Source organism: Brevundimonas sp. CEF1 (genome assembly GCF_051353055.1).
Taxonomy (GTDB): domain Bacteria; phylum Pseudomonadota; class Alphaproteobacteria; order Caulobacterales; family Caulobacteraceae; genus Brevundimonas.
Genome location: NZ_CP195593.1, coordinates 3,187,963 through 3,207,500 on the forward strand (window position 1 = coordinate 3,187,963; position 19,538 = coordinate 3,207,500).

Consider the following 19,538-nt stretch of genomic DNA (forward strand, 5'->3'; position numbering starts at 1 on the left):
GACGGCGCAGCCGCCCTTGACCGACCGGGAGTGGTCCGGCCTGCTTAGGTGGCCAAGACGCACAGAAAAGGCGCGATTTGCTATGCCGCTTCAAAGACATAACCGCCAAGGCAAGGTGCGCGCGCTGCACACACCTTGACCTATCGAGTTGAAATACGACGAGGAATCGTCACCCCACCCCCGCCGCACCTTGTGGCTTTTATCTTGCCCTCTTAATCGGGGACATTCTGGGGCTCGTTTTCATGACGTTCTCCTGATGGATATTGTATTCCCTTGATGGACCAAGGTGAAGACGCGCCCGCCCCCGGCGAGATCGGGTCCGCGCGGCCTGCGGGGAGATCGGTCCGGACATCGAGTCCTGATGCGCCGTGCACTCTTCCGCGCTCATCGACGGCGGGGTCTCGACCGACTGAGCGGTTCTGGATCCGTCGCGGCGCATGTCGGCATCGGTCTCGCGGGGCAGCATCACAGGCACTCCGGCGTGGTCCGGATTGCTCCGGCCACAGGCAAGATATCGTGCTTCCCGCTTTCCTGGTCTGCATCAGTCCTCATCCGCCGGGGCGGATCTCCATCGCGGTCAGGCGGACCTGGCGGCGGGGTTTCGGTCAGGGCGCCGCATCATGCGTAGACGCCCAGCAGTTTGCGTTCCTTGGCGGTCGCCCCGCCGTCGGCGACGCCGGTCTCGACCGCATCAGCGTAGACCGTGCCGTCGCGCCACATGGCGTGCATGATCACGGCGAGCTTGCGGGCCACGGCGACGACCGCCTTCTTGTGGCAGCGTTTGGCGATGGTCTCGCCCCAGCTCTTGAGCGCGCTGCGCCCTTTGTAGCGGGTCAGCATCGCCGAGGCCGCCTCGTAGAGGGCGCGTCGGACATCAGGATCGCCCGCCTTACTGATGCGGCCCTGGATGTCGATCGACGTGCCCGACTGCCAGCGCTTGGAGGTCAGGCCGAAGTAGGCGCCGACGTCGCGGGATCGTTTGAACCGCATCGGATCATCGACCGCCGTGCGGAAAGTCAGCGCCGCGATCGGCCCCACCCCGGGGATGGCCATGAAGCGCCGGCACACCTCGTCCTGAGCTACGACCCGCACCGTCAGGGCGTGCAGCTTGAGGTACTGGGTCCACAGGGCCGCGCGCGCGATCAGCATGCAGTCCATCAGCTCGGCGGTCAGCGGATCGTCGGCGCAAGCGTCGCGAACGGCCTGGTCGAACGCGCCCCGGCCGACCTTGGCTAGCTTGACGCCGAAGCTCTTGAGCGAGTGACGGATGCTGTTTTCCAGGTCGAGGAATTTGCGCTTCAGGTTGCGGCGCTGGATCAGCAGCAGCCGCAGCCGGTAGGCCGCCTCGGTTTTCACATGGGCGGTCCGGTACCAGCCGGTGCGCATCAGGTGGGCCAGCCCCAGGGCGTCGGTCGCGTCGGTCTTGTTGCGCTGGGCCGCCAACGCCGCCCGCACATGGCGGGTCTCCAGGCAGGTCGCCGGCACGCCCAGGTCTTTCAGCGCTGGCTGCAGCCACGGCGACAGCGCCCCGGCCTCGTGCCCGGCCCGTCGCAGCGTGGCGCGCCACGGCGCCAGAGCCTGAGCAATGACGTCCGGCTCGGTCGCCACCGTCCTCTCCAGCCGCACCTCGCCTTTCAGATCGACGATGCAGATCGCCGTCTCGGCCACGCCCACGTCCAGGCCCGCATAGTGTTCCGTCATCGTCCCTCTCCGCCGTTGAGCGGGTCGCGGCGGTGCGCGCGCAACGGCGACAACGTCCACGGACGGGATGCGGTGTCTGGGCGAGGCTTCAGGCGAGAGGCGAGCCGGCCCGATTACACCGGCAATACTAATCTTAGGCCTCCCCTAGACTATACTTTTGCTATCATAACACTACTCCGTCCTACGCGGAAGCCGCGCGTGTCCATCCTGATGCTCGACTAAGCCGCGTAAAGGTCTATGCAATACTACGAGCTCGACGCAGAGGTCGGCTCAGGCTGGTCTCAGAGGGGTCCGGGGACGGCCAAACACTCAACGCGTGCTCGCTGTGCGGCACAGGCTGAGCCCCAACTCCGCAGTTCCGAGGGCGTCTTGCAGCGCACGAGTAGCCTGCTGGCGGCCTCGTAAAGTGCGGTTCAGACCTCGCTGTCACCGCACTTGGATGCGCCCACGCTCCGCAAAGATGCGCCAGAGCTGAGCGACAAAATCGCGGAGTCTCTCGCCGGGGGCGAAGTCATGAAGCATGTCGTTCGACAGCTTCATCAACTGATAGGTTCGGAGGTGGAGAGGAGTATCTGATGAGTGATGAACGCCGGGTGGTTCCGGAATCGTTCAAGAGGGAGACCGTTGATCGGGTCGCCAACAGTGGGCTGACTCGCCGGCGGTGGCCCGCGAGTCGCGTCTGCACGAGACGGTGCTGGGTCGATGGATGACGCCGTTTGGGATGCAGGCGACGGGAACGTCGGGGCGATCCATAACACAGGCGTCGTCACCGTCACCGTCGCCGTCGGATCTGGCGGCGGAGGCGGCCCGGTTGCGGCGGGAGAACGGTCAGAGCGATCGCCCCCGGGTCGAAACACGACACTTCGGATCACGCCGTCCATCCGCACATTGATCTGCTGCCGGTCATTCATCGTGCCGAAGGATGCTCGACGGCCGTCCTGACCTGCGGCCAGGCGCCTGCGCGGCCTGATCTCATCTCGCGCCGAGCAGGTCACGCCTTGGCCTTCTGAGGGTAGGCGAACACCGCCACCGCCAGCGACAGCACACAGGCCGCCGTCATGTACCAGGCGAAGGAGAGATTGCTTCCCGTGCGGGCAAAAAGGGCTGCGGCCACGAGCGGCGCCGTGGAGCCGATCAGGGTCGTGCCGATGTTGTAGTTTAGCGCCGACGCCGTTCCCCGCACCTCCGGGGAGAAGGTCATCACATAGGCATGCGTCAGCGGGGCGCCTACGAAGTTGTTGACGAAGGTGAAGCCCAGGACCGCCGCGAGGGTCAGCCCCAGCGAGGTGCCGATGACGAGAAAGGTCGGAACGGTCAGGAGCGTGAATGCGGCGAAGCCGACGATCAGCACGATCCGGCCGCCTACCCGGTCAGCGATGAGGCCGCCCAGGATGGCGGCCGGCGGACCGATCAGATAGGCTAGGATCGAGGCGAAGATTGCGCGCGTCTCGCCGAACCCGGCCCCGATCAGCGCCGTCACGAAATAGGTCGAGATGCAGAAGGTGCCGATCCGCTGTCCCGCGCCCAGGGCGATGACCTGCGCCATCTCCCTCCAGTGGCCGCGCACTGCCTCGACGAACGGCCGCGACGGGGGCGAGACCTCGGCCGCATGATCCAGGACCTTCTGGATTCGCGGAAGGTCGGGGGCGTGACGACGGATGAAGAGCGTCACCAGCCCCATCGGCGCCGACAGCAGGAACAGGATGCGCCAGCCCCAGCTTTCGAACGCCTCCGGCGACAAGGCGCTGGTCAGGGCGACGGCCACGAGCGAGGCGATCAGGGGGCCGACCGAGGTCGAGCCGACGCTCCAGCCCGCCAGGTACTGGCGCTTGCGGCGCGGCCCGTGCTCCAGGATGAAGTTGGCGGCGACCGTGTACTCACCGCTGGCGCCGACTCCCTGGATGAGCCGGCAGAGCATCAGAAGGGCGGGCGCGGCCAGGCCCACGGCGGAATAGCCCGGCAGCAGACCGATGAGGAGGGTGCCGCCGGTCATCAGGCCGATCGTGAGCATCAACGTGAACCGATGGCCGCGCACGTCGCTGAGCCGGCCCATCAGCACGCCGCCGACGGGGCGGATGGCGTAGGCGGCGATCAGGCCGACATAGGTCGCAAGCAGCGCGGCCGTCGGGTCGCTTTCCGGAAAGAAGGTGCGGGCAAGGAAGACCGCCAGAATGCCGTACAGCGCGTTGTCATACCATTCGACCACATTGCCGAGGACGGCCGTGAGCAGGACCTTGCGGTAGAAGGGCGATCCCTCGTCGCCGTAATCGGCGACGGGCGGGCTCGCCAGCGGGCGTTGATCCATAAGGAGGTTCCTTCAATAGCCGGCTGCGGCGCCGACGCGCCGGGGATCGGCGGCCGAACTGAGCCGGCCGCTCTTCAGGTCGCGGGCGACCGCTTCGAAATTGCCCGTCAGAGTGCAGCGCGGCTGGACGATGCGGGACCACAGGCGTCGGCGGCCGGTCCAGTCCAGGAAGGCGGAGCGGACGGCCGGCGGGAAATCGGCTTCCAGGGTCGTGCCGGGAAGCCAGCCAAGATCCGGCGAGTGGGGCCGGGCGCCGAAGCGAGGCTGGCTCACCGACTGCTCCACCGTCATGCCGAAATCCATGAGGTTCACGAGGTTCTGGAGGATGCATGCGACCAGGGACACGGAAGGCGACCCCGCCACGATGACCGGGCGGCCCTGATCGAGCACGATCATGGGCGCCAGATACACCGTCGCCCGCGCGCCCGGTTGAGGCAGGATCCGTTGGAAAAAGGAACCGCCGCCGGACAGCTGGAAGCCCTCGGCGAACAGGCCGTTCACCCACGGCGACGCCATGTGGGAATGGGTCAGCGAGGCGCAATTGCCCGCCGCGTCGACCACCGAGATGTGAATGGTGCCGGGGGTCGGGCAGGCCCCGGCCGCGCGCGGCTCGTCCATCTCCATCAGCGTGAGACGCTGCTCGGCGTAGGCCTTCGACAGCAGGATGCCGATCTCCGCAGGCGCGGTGTCGAGATCGCCCTGCCGCGGCGGCGCGTAATAGACGGCGTTGTGCGCCCGAATCAGGAGCTGCAGCGTCTCGAACGATTCCGAGGGTGGCCCCATGCGCGCGATGTCGAATCGCTCGAGCATGTTGAACGCCTCGATCAGCATCAGTCCGCCGTCATCGGGCGGCGGCGAACCGATCAAGTCGAAACGGCGGTATCGGCCCTCCAGCGGTCGCTGGAACATCGGCCGGTAGGCGCGGAAGTCTTCCGGCGTGATGACGCCCCCCGCACCCTGGCATTCGGCGCAGAAGGCGTGCGCGAAATCGCCGAGATAATAGGCGTCCCCCTCGTCCCGCAGGCGTTCGAGCGTCCGGGCCATCCGCGCCTGGCGGACAAGGCCGTCCGGGCCCACGAGTTCGCCGTCCGGCCAGAAGACTTCCCGGCCCTGTTCGTGAACGCCCAGCTGCTCGAGGTGGCCGTAGACCAGCCCGAACAGGTAAGGGTTCATTCGGAACCCCTCGCGCGCCACCGCGATCGCCGGGTCGAGCAAGGCCGCAACGCCCAGGCGGCCCCACGCCCCGGCTGCCGCCTGGAAACCGGACCACCAGCCGGGAACGGGAACGCCGCGCGCGGTGTGGATGTCCCGGCCGGAGTAGCCAGGCAGCGGCGCCAGGGGGGCGTTGATGTTGCCGTTCATATAGGCGGCCCGCCCGCTTGCGGCGTCCCGGTAGAGCAGACTCAGCCCGCCCGTCAGCGCCGTCATGTGCGGCTCGACGACGAGTTGCATGGCCGCCGCCGCGAGCGCCGCATCGCAGGCGTTGCCTCCCCGCTTCAGCGCCTCAAGCGCCGCTTCCGTCGCGAGAGGATGGGAGGTCACGACCATCGCGTTGTCCGCCCGGACCGCGCCCTTGGGCCCGAAACGCGCCGTCGCCTCCAGTTCGGCCCTGCGTCTGGCGTCCATCATCTGCTCCGCTTAAAACTCAAAAAAAGGCCGGGACCGCAAGCCAGCGGTCCCGGCCGGAGGTGGCTCAGTTGAAGCGCAACTGGAGCCGCGCGTAGAAGAACCGCCCGATCACGTCATAGGTGCGGAAGTCCTGGGCCACACGGCCCATCTCCTCGTCAAAGAGGTTGTTCACCCCGACCGTCAGACGCGCGTTCGCCGGCGCGTAGTCGTAGGAGGCCGACAAATCCACATAGTTGAAGGACGGGATTGTGTAGCGGCACAGAACGTCGCCCTGGGCCGTCGGCACGACCGTGCGGGAGCCGTCGCAGTTGGCGGCGGCGCCCTTGTCGAGGTTGTGGACAGAGGCATGGGAGATGAAGCGATGGTTCGCGACCACGCTCCAGTCTCCCTGGCTCCAGCGCAGCGACGCCAGGGTGCGCAGTCGGGCGAAATTGCCCTCTCCGCCTGCGGCTGAGTCCTTCCACTGGCCGGCGTAGCCGACCTCCGTGTCGGGCTGGTCCGCGACCGGCGTTGAATCGTACCGATCGAGATAGGTCGCGTCGAGGCTCGCCGAGAAGCGTCCGAACCGCGTCTCCTTTCGCCAGCGGCCGCCCAGGTCGAAGCCCTGGGTCTCGACGCCGCCGATGTTGGCCAGGGTGTTGTCGATGTTGGTGATCTCGCCGCGGGCGTTCCGGGCCACCAGCGCGCAGTATTCCGGCAGGCCCTCGCGATAGCACAGGTCCAGAATGGTCTGGGCGCCCGGCGCCCCGATCGCCTCCTCGATCTTGTAGCGCCAGAAGTCCAGAGACAGCGTCAGCGCCGGATAGAAGGCCGGCGTCCACACGGCGCCCAGGCTCAGCGTCTCGCCGGTCTCCGGCCGCAGAGCGGGATTGGACCCGTTAGTAGCGGGCGGCTGCTTCTCGCCGACGAAGCCCGGCGGAACGTCGGAACACAGGCCCATCCCGGCCGCCTCGCCGCTGCAGGGATCCACGACGGTCGGCGTGTCGCCCGAGCGTCCAGCGAACAGGTCGTCGATGGTCGGCGCCCTGAACACGTCGGCGTAGGTCGCCCGCAGCAAGAGCTCCCGGACCGGGCGGTACTCCACGCCGTATTTCGCGTTCGTGGTGTCGCCGAAGGTCGAGTAGTCGGAGTAGCGGACGCCGGCGTTGAAATTCAGGGCGTAGGCGAAGGGCAGATCCGCCAGGATCGGCACGTTGATCTCGCCGTAGGCTTCCGCCACGTGGTAGCCGCCTGCGCTCGGCGCCTCGCGCTGGACGTCGACAAGCCGGTTCGCCAGCAGGAAGTCCGGCCGGAAGCTGGAGTTCTGGTCGCGGTATTCGACGCCGAAGGCGGCGCCGACCGGACCGGCCGGGAGGTCGAACAGATCGCCGGCGATACTGGCGTTGAAGTCGTGCTGGCGCCCCTCGTAGACGTTCTTCAGCACGGGCGAGACGGTCGCGAGCTGTTCGGCGGTGGGAACGCCGAAGAAGTTCACCGGCGTACAGCCCGCGACGACAGCGCCGGGCGCGCCGCAGCGGGCGACTCCTCCCGCGTCATAGAATGACGGCCCGAGCGCCGCCTCAATGGCCGGAAGATAGATGCTGCCGCTCTTGGAGGCGATCATGTCCTGGCGGCTGAAGGTGTGGCTGACGTCCCAGTCGAACCGGTCCATCAGCCGCCCGCGGAAGCCCAGCGTCGCCTGAAAGTCGTCGCGGTCGTAGCTGCGGACGCGCTGGCCGTTGGAGCTGAGGCGCAGACGCAGGTCCGGCAGGTCCACGCCAAACGGATTGTAAAGGCTGTCGCCCGACACCGTGACCCCGTAGGCGGCGGTCTGGAACGGGTCCGAGGCGATCGTGGAGTCGGACTCGGTGCGGGTATAGAGGACCCGGCCGTAGGCGGACACGCCCGCCCCGAGCTCGTGCTCGCCGTTGAGGAAGACGCTGTAGCGTTCCTGCGGCGTGAGGAGCTGGGTCTCGCCGGCGTAGTTGAAGGTATCGTTGTCGGCGCCGGATCCCACGAAGCATTTGAAGTCCGCCGCCGCAGCCCCCGCGGCACCCTCGATGCGGGTCAGATAGACGAAGTCCGAGTTCACATTGCCTGGGTTGGTGCAGTTCAGTCCGGGGTTCAGCGCCGTCGCCGCGGCGCGCGAGACGGTGTAGCGTCCCCGCGGCCCCGTCGCCGAGCCCTCGAAGAGGATGTTTCCGTACGAGAGCGCCGAAGGGGTGGCGGACCAGTCGCGGTCGCTCTGCAGGATGGCCTCCTGCTTCGCATAGCTGACGCCTGCGACAAGGCCGCCGCGGTTCCAGGTGCGGCCCGCCGTGAGGTCGAAGCTCTGAGTGGCGGCGTCGCCCTTGTCGCTGAGGCCGTAATAGGCGCTCGCCTCAAGACCGTCGAAAGGACGTCGCGTGAGGAAGTTCACCACCCCGGCGACCGCGTCGGAGCCGTAGACCGCCGAGGCACCGTCCTTCAGCACCTCGACGCGTTCGAGCATGTTGGACGGCAGCACATTGACGTCGCCCGAATAGAATCTGACGCCGTCCACGAGCGTCAGCGTCCGGTCGGAGCCCAGGCCCCGCAGGGAGACGGTCGACATTCCGGTCCCGCCATAGGCGTTCTCCCCCGGCGTCATACCTGCCCCTGCGACGTTGGGGATTTGCTGAACCAGGTCGCCGACGGTGACATAGCTCGAGTCCTCCAGCGCCTCGCGATCCAGCGTCAGGACCGGATTGGGCGTATCGAGGCGGCGAATTCGGCTGCCCGTCACGACGATCTCGCTGACGCTGGACACGGCCGGCGCCTTCGCCTCCGCCTGCGGCGGCGCGAACGGCGGCCCATCGGCCTCCTGCGCCCTGGCGGGCGACGCCGCGAGCGCCATGGCGGTGGCTGACATCAGCCAGGCGCGCGTTGAAATCCTGATCATCCCTATTCCCCTGACCGAGACGGCTCGCGAAAGAGCCGGAACCTGAACGGACCGTTGGCGGTCGCCCGGCTCGCTGGGATCGCAAGATCAGCCAGAGAGGCGGACGCGAACTATACCAATCAGCCAAGGATGCCCGCCCTCAGATCGACCAACCTCGACCAAAGCTAAACACTGGATTAGTCCAATTACAAGCGAACACCGACCAATCGCCGCAAAATTGTCATCCGGTCTGGAATTCAGCCGGGAAATTCAGCGTGCTGGGTGCGGAAGACGACGAGCTGAGGATGGTTCATGGAGCGCATATACTCCAGCGGGCGGCCGTCTTCGGCATAGACGACAAGGCGCAGGAGCAGTCCGGCCGCCCCGTCGGCCAGACCCAGGAGGCGCGCTTCCATCTCGCTGGCGGAGGCCACGCTGATCTCGCGTTCGCCGCTTACGGCGCCGATGTCGTACCGGTCGCGGAGCAGGCCGTAGAGGGACTGACCCGCCATCAGATCCTCTGCGGCCAGGTCGGGAACCAGCGCCAGGGGAAGGTGGCTCGTCTCGATGCAGAAGGGCCGATCGTTCACGGTCCACAGCCGGCGAAACATGACGATGTCTTCGCCTTCGCGGATATGAAGCTGCTCCGCGACCTTGGCGGAGGCGCGCGCCTGCTCAAAGTGGAGCAGTTTGTTGCCGGGCGCGCCGCCGCCGCTCTGGATGATGCGGCTGATCCCCAGCGACGACCGCGCATCGATCGGGCGCGCGACGCTCGGCAAGGGCACGCGCGTGCCGTTGGTGCTGTTGCGTTCCAGCAGGCCCTCGGCGATCAGGCCGTCGATCGCCTTGCGGACCGTCATGCGGTTCTTGCCCAGACGCTCGGCCAGAGTCCGTTCGGACGGGATGTGGTCCCCCGGACCAAAATCGGGTCCGCTGATGAGCTCCAATACATACTTTCGGATCGCCAGGTACGCCGGCACCGTGGCGTCCAGAAGCGGCCGTTCGTCAGTAATCTCGAGCGTCATCATATTCCTCGCCTAACGCGACGCCGGGGGCGCCTTTCCGAAAATTCAACAACCGACTAGACCAGGTCGGACAGTTGGTATACTCCAAGTCCATCAACTCCCCACCAGCACCATTGAGGGTAACCCAAGTATGGCTTCGGAAGTGAATCGGCGTCTGATCGTAGATGGTCTAGCCCAGAGCGTCGATGCTCTGGCGGAGGCCGCGTCTCTGGGCCGGACCCTGGCCCCGGACGTCGACCGCATCTATTTCGTCGCGCATGGCTCGGCCAACCGGGCCATGCAGGGCTTCCAGTACTGGATCGAACATTTCAGCCCTTCCATCGAGGTACGGCGTTACTTCCCCTCCGAGTTCATCGCGCAGGACCCCGTCCGGCTCGATGCTCGCACGCTTGTCGTCCTGGCTTCCAAGTCCGGGACCACGCCCGAGACCGTCGCCGCCGCAGAATATCTCAAGGGCCGGCCGTGCCTGACCGTCGGCTTCACCCTGTCGGGCGAGGCGCCGCTCGCGAAGCTGACGCAGCGGACCTTCCTGGCGGGCGAGACCAGCGAATCCTTCGTGGCGCTGTTCATGATGATGCAGGCGCTGGTCGGCGGCCTGATGGCGGAGAAGGATGCGTGGCCGCTGCTGGAAGATCTTCTGGCGTCACTGGCCGCCCTTCCGGACGTCATCGCCGATGCGGCGGAGGGCAACGACGCCCGGGCGCTCGCCGACGCCCGGACCTTCCAGCACGACCGCAACCTCTATCATGTCGCGTCCGGCCCCGGCTTCACGCCCGCCTATGTGTTCGGCGTCTGCATCCTGATGGAGATGCTCTGGATGCACTCCTATCCGATCGAGGCGGCCGAATTCTTCCACGGCCCCTTCGAGATCGTCGACGAAAACACGCCCCTTATCCTGATCCTCGGGGAGGATCCCAGCCGGCAGCTCATGGAACGGGTGCGGCGCTTCTGCCAAAAGCACACGCAACGCCTGATGATCTATGATTCCCTCGACATGGAGATGAGGGGGATCGCCCCGTCCATCCGGCCGATCGTCGCGCCCTATGTCCTGCAGGCCGCCCTCAAGCGTCTGTCTGAACACCTTTCGGACCTTCACGGACAGCCGCTGTCGACCCGCCGCTATATGTGGAAGACCGAATACTGAGGAACAGGACAATGGCGCGCATTCTGGGGCTGGGCGACAACACCATCGACACCTATGTCGACCGCGGACTGGAGTTTCCGGGCGGCAATGCGGTCAACGTCGCGGTGATGGCCCATCGACTGGGCGCCGACGCCGCCTATCTTGGCTGCGTGGGCGACGACCAGGGCGGCGATCTGCTTCGCGCCGCCCTGGAAGCGGAAGGCGTCGACAGCGCGCGCCTGCGGCGCCGTCCCGGATCCAACGCCCGCGCCTGGCTCGCCCATGACGCCGGCGACCGCCGCTTCCTCCGCAGCGACCCGGGGGTTCGTGCGGATTACAGGCTGGAGGCGGAGGACCTCGCCTACATCGCCGGCTTCGACCTGGTGCACACCAGCATCTTCGGCGATCTCGGAACCGCCCGCGATCAGGTCCGCACGGCCGCCCGCCGACTCGCCTTCGACTTCTCGACCCGGACCTCGGAAGACATCCTCGGGCGGTTCACGCCGGGTCTCGACTTCGCCTTTCTCTCGGCGGCGGACCGATCGGATCATGAGGCGGAGGACCTCGTGCGCCGGGTGATCAGCCTCGGCGCGGGATGCGTGGTGGTCACACGGGGGGCCGCAGGCGCCCTGGCGGGGCTTGGAGCGCAACGGACGCGCCAGCCCGCCCTGCCGACGCGGGTGGTCGACACGCTCGGGGCCGGGGACGGCCTGATCGCCGGCTTCCTCGTGGCCGTCCTGGACGGCGCCTCGCTGGACGAGGCCCTGCGGGCCGGGGCCGCTTTTGCGGCCCGGGTCTGCACCTGGGACGGCGGCTTCGGCCATGGCCGGCCATGGCCCGGCGACGAGGCCGGGGCCGAGTCGTTTCAATCCATTTCAGCGACGGCGGATCGCCGTCGCCCCTTCAGTAAGGAACCAAGATGAGCTGGCGTATCGGCGTCGATTCCGGCGGCACCTTCACGGATATCTGTCTGTTCAACGAGGAGGACGGCCGGGTGGATATCTGGAAGGTCTCCTCCACGCCCGACGACCCGTCGCGCGGCATCGCCCAGGGGGTCCGGGAAGGCCTCGAACGCGTCGGCGCCGACCCTTCCCAAGTCTCCTATTTCGGTCATGGCACCACCGTCGGAACGAACGCGCTGATTCAGCACCGGGGCGCTCGCACCGGCCTGATCACCACCGACGGTTTTCGCGATCTTCTGGAGATCGGCCGTCAGAAGCGTCCGGACCTCTATGATCTGCAGGCCGACAAGGCTCCCGTATTGGTCGCACGGGCGCTTCGCCTCGAGGTTCCGGAGCGCATCCGCCACGACGGAAGCGTCGAGATCCCGCTGGACGAGCAGGCGGTCCGCGAGGCCGTCCGCGCGCTGAAACAGGCCGGCGTCGAGGCGATAGCTGTCTGCTATCTCTACAGCTTCCTGAGGCCGGAACACGAGGCGGCGACGCGCCGCATCATTGAGCAAGAATTCCCGGAAGCCTTCGCCGCCTTTTCGCACGAGGTCGCGCCCGAGTTCCGCGAGTACGAGCGGATGTCGACGGTGACGGTCAACGCCTATCTCGGCCCCGTCATGCAGCGCTATATCCGCCGCCTCGCGGGGCGGTTGTCCGAACTGGGCCTCACGGCGACGCCGCACCTGACCCAGTCCAACGGCGGCGTCATCGGCTTCGACCAAGCGGCCCGCCTTCCCGTCCGCACGGTCCTGTCCGGTCCGAGCACCGGCGTGGTCGCGGCCCAGGGACTGGCGGACACGACCGGTTTGCGCGACATCATCACCTTCGACATGGGCGGCACCAGCAGCGACGTCGCCCTCCTGAAGGACGGGCGCTGCGGTCTGACCGGCGAGGCCGACGTCCACGGCTATCCGATCAAGGCGCCGATGCTCGACATCCACACCGTGGGCGCCGGCGGCGGATCCATCGCCTATGTCGACAGCGGAGGCCTGCTCAAGGTCGGACCCCGCAGCGCCGGCGCCGACCCCGGCCCGGTCTGCTACGGCAGGGGCAATGAGGAGCCGACCGTGACCGACGCCAACGTCGTGCTCCAAACCCTGAACCCGACGCACCTGCTGGCCGGCCGCATGGCCATCGACCAGGAATTGGCGAAAGCCGCCGTCGATCGGCTGGCCGGACGTCTGGGCCTGAACCTGATGGAGACGGCGCAGGGGATCCTGTCCGTCGTCACGGCCAATATGGCCAAGGCGATCCGCGTCATCTCCGTCCAGCGCGGCCACGATCCGCGCGATTACGCCCTGGCGGCCTTCGGCGGCGCCGGTCCCCTGCACGCCGCGCGGCTGGCGCGGGAACTCGACATGAAGCGTGTGATCGTCCCGCTGACGCCGGGCATCATGTGCGCCACCGGCCTGCTGCAGACCGACCTCCGCGCCGATTTCGCGTCCTCGCGCCAGACCGTGCTCGACGCCGCCGCAGCGCCTGCTCTGGCGGCGGTCTTCGACGAACTCGGAGAGCGCGCCCGGCGCTGGTTCGACGAAGAAGGCGTCGCCCCGCAAGACCGCCGCCTGCAACGCACCCTGGACGTCCGCTACGTCGGCCAGAACTACGAGATCGCCGTTCCCGCCGGATCGGACCCCTTCGACCTCAAGGCCGTTCCCGAGGTGCTGACCCGGTTCCGGAACGAGCATCAGCGCCTTTATGGATTCGCCTCCGACACCGATCCGGTCCAGGTGGTGACGTGCCGCCTGGAAGCCGTCGGAAACGTGTCCAAGGCGGCGTTTCCGGCCCGCCCCGCAGGACCGGAAGACGCTTCAGCCGCCGTGGTCGGCTCCCGGCGCGTCTGGTTCCCGGAAGCGGGAGACTTCGTCGACTGCCCGATCTACGACCGCGGCCGGCTGCAGCCTGGCGCGTGCTTCGAGGGACCGGCCATCGTGGAACAGATGGACACCACCACCATCGTGCTCCCCGGCATGACGGCGCATGTCGAGCGGCATCTCAACCTGATCCTGGAGTTCCAGTCATGAACGCGTCTACGCCTGTCGTTCGCGAGACCCCCGCCGTCGATCCGATCACGGTCGAGGTCATCGGCAGCGCCCTGTCTTCCATCGTCGAAGAAATGGGCGAGGCGCTGGTTCGGGCCAGCCATTCGACCAATATCAAGGAACGCCGGGACTGCTCGACGGCGCTGTTCGACCGCCAGGGCCAAGCGCTTTGCCAGGCCGAACATATTCCCATGCATCTGGGCAGCTTCCTGGGCATCATCCCGGCCATCCTCCAGCGCAATCCCACCCAGACCATCCGTCCGGGCGACGTCTTCATCGGCAATGACGCCTACGAGGGCGGCGCCACCCATCTTCCGGACATCGTCATCGCCGAACCGGTGTTCCATGGCGCGGACCTAGTCGCCTGGGCGGTGAACACCGCCCACCACGCCGACTTCGAGGATCGCGGCCACGCGCACATCTTCCAGGAAGGCATCCGCATCCCGCCCCTGCGCCTGTATCGCGAGGGCGTGCTCCAGGAAGACCTCCAGGAACTGTTCCTGCTGAATTGTCAGGTGCCGCGCGAGCGCATCTCCGATCTGCGTGCCCAGATGGCCGCCAACCGGCTTGAGGTCGAACGCCTCGGCAAGCTCTGCGACAAATACGGCCGCGAGACCGTCCTCGCCGCCGGCGACCAGTTGATGGCCTACGCCGAACGTAAGATGCGGGCGGGGATCGCCGCGATCCCGGACGGGGTCTACGAGTTCGCCGACGTGTTCGACAATCCCGGCATCGAAGGCGAGATGACATTCACCTGCCTGATCCGCGTCGAGGGCGACGAGATGCATCTGGCCTTCGACGGCCCCGACCAGGTCCGGGCGGGGCTGAACATGGTGTACACGGCCCTGCTTTCGACGGTGTACTACGCCGTGAAGACCGTCGTGGACCCCACTATTCTGCCGAACGCGGGTCTGGCGCGCCCGCTGCACGTCGCCGCCCGGAAGGGCAGCATTCTGAATTGCCGGCATCCGGCGGCGGTCAACGGCCGCATCGCGCCGGCGCAGCGTGTCGTGGACCTCATCCACGGGGCTCTCGCCCGTATCGTGCCCGAGCGCGTCACAGCGGCCGGCAACGGCGCCGTCGCCTCGGCCACCTTCGTCGGCCAACGGGCCGATGTGGACGAAATGTGGGTGTATCTGGAGACGATCGGAGGCGGCGCCGGCGCGCGGGCCGCCAAGGACGGCCTGCACGGCGTCCATGTCCACATGACCAACACCTCCAATCTTCCTGCCGAGTCGCTCGAGCAGGAGTATCCGTTGACGCTGCTGCGCTATGAACTCGTGGACGGCTCCGGCGGGGACGGTCGCTTCAAGGGCGGCATGGGCATCCGGCGGGTCTATCGCGCTGAGGCGGACTGTCTTGTCAGGGTGGACGGTTCGCGCCTTAAAAGCCGTCCCTGGGGCCTGGCGGGCGGGGAGCCCGGCGCCAGCGGCGCATTCGAGGTTTCCGGCGGCATGGACGGCTTCGTCGGGGGCGCCGGTTCGCTGTCGAAGGGGCAGATCATCAGCATCGTCACGCCCGGCGGCGGCGGCTATGGACCGCCCGCCTAGGCCGGAGGCCACATCTTCGCCGCCGCTGAACCGCCGGTCCGTCGTCGCGTAGGACCGGCAAAGGTCCGCCGTCCGTCTCCACTGCCCTCACACCCGGCGGGCGAATGGTGAGGCCGGGCCGATCGCGTGCCGGACTGACTAAGGACGAGCCGTACAATCCTTACCAGAGATGAGTGGAGTCGATCGGTGTGGTGACAACTGCCGAAGCCGGTCGGCTCTTGATTAGGGCCAACGCAATAGCAAGCCAGGCCGCCTTGGCCGCAAATCATCCGACCGCGAGACGCGCAACCGCCCTAGCCAAGAGTGTCACCGCGCTTTGGGCAGAGGTTCAACTACGCAGAGCGTCCCTCAATGCCGCCGTCGCAACAGCTGTCGAACAAGCCCTCGCCCAATCGGGCGCGTCCCGGCTTAGACTAGGTCAAGGATCACGATCGCGACGCGATGTCGGCCCTACTCTTGCTTCTAGCGTTCCACCTTCCTGCGAGCGCTGCAGAGGCCGAGGCCGCCTATATGGGCACGGGTGACGGGCCGTCTCCGGCACCGCCAGTCACTGCCCTGGTCGGAACTCTCGACTCGCTGGATCTACCCGGCGTTTGGAAGCCCCAGGTTGGCGATCTGATACGAGCCGCGCGTGCGACGTTCGCGGCTCCGGCCGCGCGGGGGTATGTTGCCAGCCGAATCGGCGAGGTCCTTTCTTTCGACGACGCCTTGGCTTGGGAGACATTCGAACAGATTGCGTACACCGACCCAGCGACGCGGTGGTGGGCGGAGTCGTCGACAGCTTGGCGACGATGGCGGCGGCCGATTTCGGACGGTCGTTGCCGATCCTCATTTCGCTCCTTCCGAGCCTTTCGCTTGAGCAGCACGACACGGCGGAGCGCGTCGTGGCGACCTTGGTCGAGCAGTGCGTTTGGCGAGGGACAGGCAGAGTCTGACGCTTCTCGACGATTGGGCGGTCAGCCCCTTCGATCAGCCGGAACTCGCGAGGGTACTGGTTCATGCACCGCGCGAGGCCTTGGTGGCGATGACGGCTGAGGGCGTCGCGGACAATACCGTGAGGTCCCAGGCTCGCACTCTGCTTGAGCGCACTTTCGATGCACTGCTCGCCCGCTTCGAGGAGCTCTATCGCCAACCTCGCGCAGACGTGACTACAGCCTTTCTTTGGCGCGCTTTTTACTTTCCGGGTGCTTCCACGAGGCTTCCACTGACGTGACCCCCGTTTCTCATCCAGCCATAACAAGAGTCCGAGGTTGATCTGGGTAGAGATTGGTTGGGTTGGCAATAGGGCGGCCTGCGCAGCCGTCAACCAGCGCAGCAGGCCGCCCGGCGTTTCCAGCAAGGGCTTGCGCGTAGGCCTGCGGCGTCAGCCAGCCGAGCTTCGAGTGCGGTCGCCGTTCGTTGTAGTCACGCCGCCAGGCCTCGAGCACCGCGCGCGCGTGCGGCAGGGATCGAAACAGCGTCTCGTTCAGCAGCTCGTCACGCAGGCGCCCGTTGAAGCTCTCATTGAAGCCGTTCTGCTGGGGCTTGCCCGGCGCGATGTAATGCCAGCCGACGCCGGTGTCGTCGGCCCACGCCAGGACGGCGTTCGAGGTGTATTCCGTGCCGTTGTCGCTGACGATGGTGTCGGGTCGGCCCCGCTGCCGGATGACGGCGTCCAACTCTCGCACCACCCGAGCGCCCGACAGCGAGGTGTCGGCCACCAACGCCAGGCACTCGCGGGTGCAGTTGTCGATCACCGTCAGGATGCGGAAGCGCCGCCCGTCCGTCATCTGGTCAGAGACGAAGTCCAGCGACCAGCGCTGGTTGGCCACCAGCGGCAGGTCCAGCGGTCTCCGCGTGCCCATTGCTCGCTTCCGCCCGCCGCGCCGGCGCACCGTCAGCCGTTCCTCACGATAGATCCGCTGAACCCGCTTCTTGTTGACCGCATGGCCCTCGCGCCGCAGCAGGACGTGCAGGCGGCGGTAGCCGAACCGGCGACGCTCCTGGGCGAGGGCCCTCAGCCGGTCGCGCAGGGCGCCGTCGTCCGGGCGCGTCGCCTGATAGCGCACGCTCGTCCGATCGACGCCCAGAACACGGCACGCCCGCCTTTCGCTCATCTCGTAGGCGGCTTGCAGATGACCAGCCGCCTCGCGCCAGCCGGCGGGCGTCACCACTTTTTTCCCAGCAGGTCCTTCAGGGCCACGTTGTCCAGCATCGCGTCCGCCAACATTCGCTTGAGCCGGGCGTTCTCGTCTTCAAGCGTCTTCAGCCGCCGAGCCTCCGACACGTCGAGCCCGCCGAACTTGGCCTTCCATTTGTAAAAGGTCGCCGAGCTGACCCCGTGACGCCTACACACCTCCGCCGTCGTCACTCCGGCTTCCTGCTCCCGCAGGATCCCGATGATCTGCTCTTCCGTGAACCTTGATCGCTTCATTCTGTCCGTCCTTCGTTAGGGCGGACTCTAGCTATTCCTGGAGGAGTTTCAGGGGGTCACGTCACCACGGTTGGATTTGGGGTGCGGGTTCCAGGCATGAAAAAACCCGCTATCCTATTGGAATAGCGGGCTAAATCTTGGGTGCGGGAGCAGGATTTGAACCTGCGACCTTCAGGTTATGAGCCTGACGAGCTACCGGGCTGCTCCATCCCGCGGCAAGGCGGTTAGTGAGGAAGAATGGTTCGAAGACTATCAGGTCTCAAGTAGCGCGAAGCGCGGTAGACCCGATGAATAATGCTTATGTGCTTGGTAGACCCCGCGGCGACCTACTCTCCCGCGCCTTGAGACGAAGTACCATTGGCTCTGGAGGGCTTAACGACCGAGTTCGGAATGGGATCGGGTGTGGAACCTCCGACATAGCCACGGGGTCAACCAGACACACAAGAAGAAGAAGACATCGTCGCGATTGTATTATCGGCAAGTAGAACCGAATGAGTTTTGCTGAGAAACGATCAAGCCGATCGGATTATTAGTACCAGTAAGCTTCACACGTCACCGCGCTTCCACACCTGGCCTATCAACGTGGTAGTCTTCCACGATCCTCAGCGAAGCCTTGTTTTGAGGTTAGTTTCCCGCTTAGATGCTTTCAGCGGTTATCTATTCCATACTTAGCTACCCTGCTGCACGGCTGGCGCCATGACAGGTCCACCAGAGGTATGTCCATCCCGGTCCTCTCGTACTAGGGACAGATCCTCTCAAGCTTCGAACACCCACGGCAGATAGGGACCAAACTGTCTCACGACGTTCTGAACCCAGCTCACGTACCACTTTAAATGGCGAACAGCCATACCCTTGGGACCTGCTCCAGCCCCAGGATGTGATGAGCCGACATCGAGGTGCCAAACTTTGCCGTCGATATGGACTCTTGGGCAAAATCAGCCTGTTATCCCTAGAGTACCTTTTATCCGTTGAGCGATGGCCCTTCCACTCGGGACCACCGGATCACTATGGCCGACTTTCGTCTCTGCTCGACTTGTCAGTCTCGCAGTCAGGCGGGCTTATGCCATTGCACTCGACGACCGATTTCCGACCGGTCTGAGCCCACCATCGCGCGCCTCCGTTACACTTTAGGAGGCGACCGCCCCAGTCAAACTACCCACCACGCCATGTCCCGGGACCGGATAACGGTCCTCGGTTAGACGTCAACGACAGTAAGGGTGGTATTTCAAGGATGGCTCCACCAGAGCTGGCGCCCCGGTTTCATAGCCTCCCACCTATCCTACACATACGGTCGCTAACGCCAAGGCGAAGCTATAGTAAAGGTTCATAGGGTCTTTCCGTCTGACCGCGGGAACCCCGCATCTTCACGGGGAATTCAATTTCACTGAGCCTGTGCTGGAGACAGTGGGGAAGTCGTTACGCCATTCGTGCAGGTCGGAACTTACCCGACAAGGAATTTCGCTACCTTAGGACCGTTATAGTTACGGCCGCCGTTTACCTGGGCTTCAGTTCGGAGCTTTCACTCCTCCCTTTAACCTTCAGGCACCGGGCAGGCGTCAGACCCTATACGTCGCATTGCTGCTTCGCAGAGCCCTGTGTTTTTGCTAAACAGTCGCTACCCCCTGGCTTGTGCCACTCATTCCTGCTTGCGCAAGGTGAGTCACGCTTATTCCGAAGTTACGCGTGCAATTTGCCGAGTTCCTTCAGCACAGTTCTCTCAAGCGCCTTGGTATGCTCTACCTGACCACCTGTGTCGGTTTCGGGTACGGTCTCTGCTGGAGTTATTTCCAGGGACAACGCCCCTGCAAGGACAATCCAATAAGCCCTTACAAGTTATGCCATCCGTCACTTCCAGCTGGTGCAGGAATATTTACCTGCTTCCCATCGACTACGCTTTTCAGCCTCGCCTTAGGGGCCGACTA

10 protein-coding genes, 1 tRNA gene, 2 rRNA genes and 1 pseudogene (1 of these 14 running past the window's edge) are annotated in these 19,538 nt (G+C 65.9%); 5 read left to right on the forward strand and 9 right to left on the reverse strand.

Going from position 1 to position 19,538, the window contains the following annotated elements; genetic code table 11:
- Nucleotides 1-618 precede the first annotated feature (618 nt).
- Nucleotides 619-1,701, reverse strand: a complete 1,083-nt coding sequence (locus tag ACR9FL_RS16060) for an IS110 family transposase (protein ID WP_436356349.1) — start codon at nt 1,699-1,701, stop codon at nt 619-621.
- 575 nt (nt 1,702-2,276) lie between these two features.
- Here ACR9FL_RS16060 and ACR9FL_RS16065 point away from each other — a divergent pair.
- Nucleotides 2,277-2,527: pseudogene (locus ACR9FL_RS16065) on the forward strand (transposase); the annotation flags it as partial.
- 165 nt (nt 2,528-2,692) lie between these two features.
- Here the strand turns inward: ACR9FL_RS16065 and ACR9FL_RS16070 are convergent.
- The 4 genes from ACR9FL_RS16070 to ACR9FL_RS16085 form a co-directional block, all read right to left on the reverse strand.
- On the reverse strand, nt 2,693-4,006 hold the full coding sequence (locus ACR9FL_RS16070) for an MFS transporter (RefSeq protein WP_436356350.1): 1,314 nt from the start codon (nt 4,004-4,006) through the stop codon (nt 2,693-2,695).
- A 12-nt stretch (nt 4,007-4,018) separates the two neighbouring features.
- Nucleotides 4,019-5,635, reverse strand: a complete 1,617-nt coding sequence (locus tag ACR9FL_RS16075; RefSeq protein WP_436356351.1) for a gamma-glutamyltransferase — start codon at nt 5,633-5,635, stop codon at nt 4,019-4,021.
- 64 nt (nt 5,636-5,699) lie between these two features.
- The gene (locus ACR9FL_RS16080; protein WP_436356352.1) at nt 5,700-8,534 is read right to left on the reverse strand and encodes a TonB-dependent receptor domain-containing protein; all 2,835 of its coding nucleotides are present in this window, start codon (nt 8,532-8,534) and stop codon (nt 5,700-5,702) included.
- 236 nt (nt 8,535-8,770) lie between these two features.
- A complete protein-coding gene (locus ACR9FL_RS16085; protein WP_436356353.1) occupies nt 8,771-9,541 on the reverse strand; it encodes a GntR family transcriptional regulator in 771 nt (256 codons plus the stop codon).
- 127 nt (nt 9,542-9,668) lie between these two features.
- Here ACR9FL_RS16085 and ACR9FL_RS16090 point away from each other — a divergent pair, with 127 nt between their 5' ends.
- Genes ACR9FL_RS16090 through ACR9FL_RS16105 form a run of 4 tightly spaced genes read left to right on the forward strand, consistent with a single transcriptional unit; the run spans nt 9,669 to nt 15,203 of the window.
- Nucleotides 9,669-10,682 carry an SIS domain-containing protein gene (locus tag ACR9FL_RS16090; RefSeq protein WP_436356354.1) on the forward strand — a complete coding sequence of 338 codons (1,014 nt, stop codon included), beginning with the start codon at nt 9,669-9,671 and terminating at the stop codon, nt 10,680-10,682.
- 11 nt (nt 10,683-10,693) lie between these two features.
- On the forward strand, nt 10,694-11,584 hold the full coding sequence (locus tag ACR9FL_RS16095; RefSeq protein WP_436356355.1) for a PfkB family carbohydrate kinase: 891 nt from the start codon (nt 10,694-10,696) through the stop codon (nt 11,582-11,584).
- The gene (locus tag ACR9FL_RS16100; protein WP_436356356.1) at nt 11,581-13,635 is read left to right on the forward strand and encodes a hydantoinase/oxoprolinase family protein; all 2,055 of its coding nucleotides are present in this window, start codon (nt 11,581-11,583) and stop codon (nt 13,633-13,635) included. The genes ACR9FL_RS16095 and ACR9FL_RS16100 overlap by 4 nt, the downstream gene beginning before the upstream one ends.
- Nucleotides 13,632-15,203, forward strand: coding sequence for a hydantoinase B/oxoprolinase family protein (locus ACR9FL_RS16105; RefSeq protein WP_436356357.1), 1,572 nt, complete (start codon nt 13,632-13,634; stop codon nt 15,201-15,203). The genes ACR9FL_RS16100 and ACR9FL_RS16105 overlap by 4 nt, the downstream gene beginning before the upstream one ends.
- Before the next feature lie 1,223 nt (nt 15,204-16,426).
- Here the strand turns inward: ACR9FL_RS16105 and ACR9FL_RS16110 are convergent.
- From ACR9FL_RS16110 to ACR9FL_RS16125, 4 genes are all read right to left on the reverse strand, one after another.
- Nucleotides 16,427-17,616, reverse strand: a protein-coding gene (locus ACR9FL_RS16110) for an IS3 family transposase (protein WP_134581407.1) whose coding sequence is annotated in 2 segments (ribosomal slippage) — nt 16,427-17,364 and nt 17,364-17,616 — 1,191 coding nt in all. Because the reading frame shifts where the segments join, the coding sequence is not laid out codon by codon here.
- A 138-nt stretch (nt 17,617-17,754) separates the two neighbouring features.
- Nucleotides 17,755-17,831: transfer RNA gene (locus ACR9FL_RS16115), tRNA-Met, on the reverse strand.
- A gap of 98 nt (nt 17,832-17,929) precedes the next feature.
- Nucleotides 17,930-18,044 (reverse strand): 5S ribosomal RNA (gene rrf, locus ACR9FL_RS16120).
- A gap of 80 nt (nt 18,045-18,124) precedes the next feature.
- Nucleotides 18,125-19,538, reverse strand: a 23S ribosomal RNA gene (locus ACR9FL_RS16125); it runs 1,366 nt beyond the window's last position.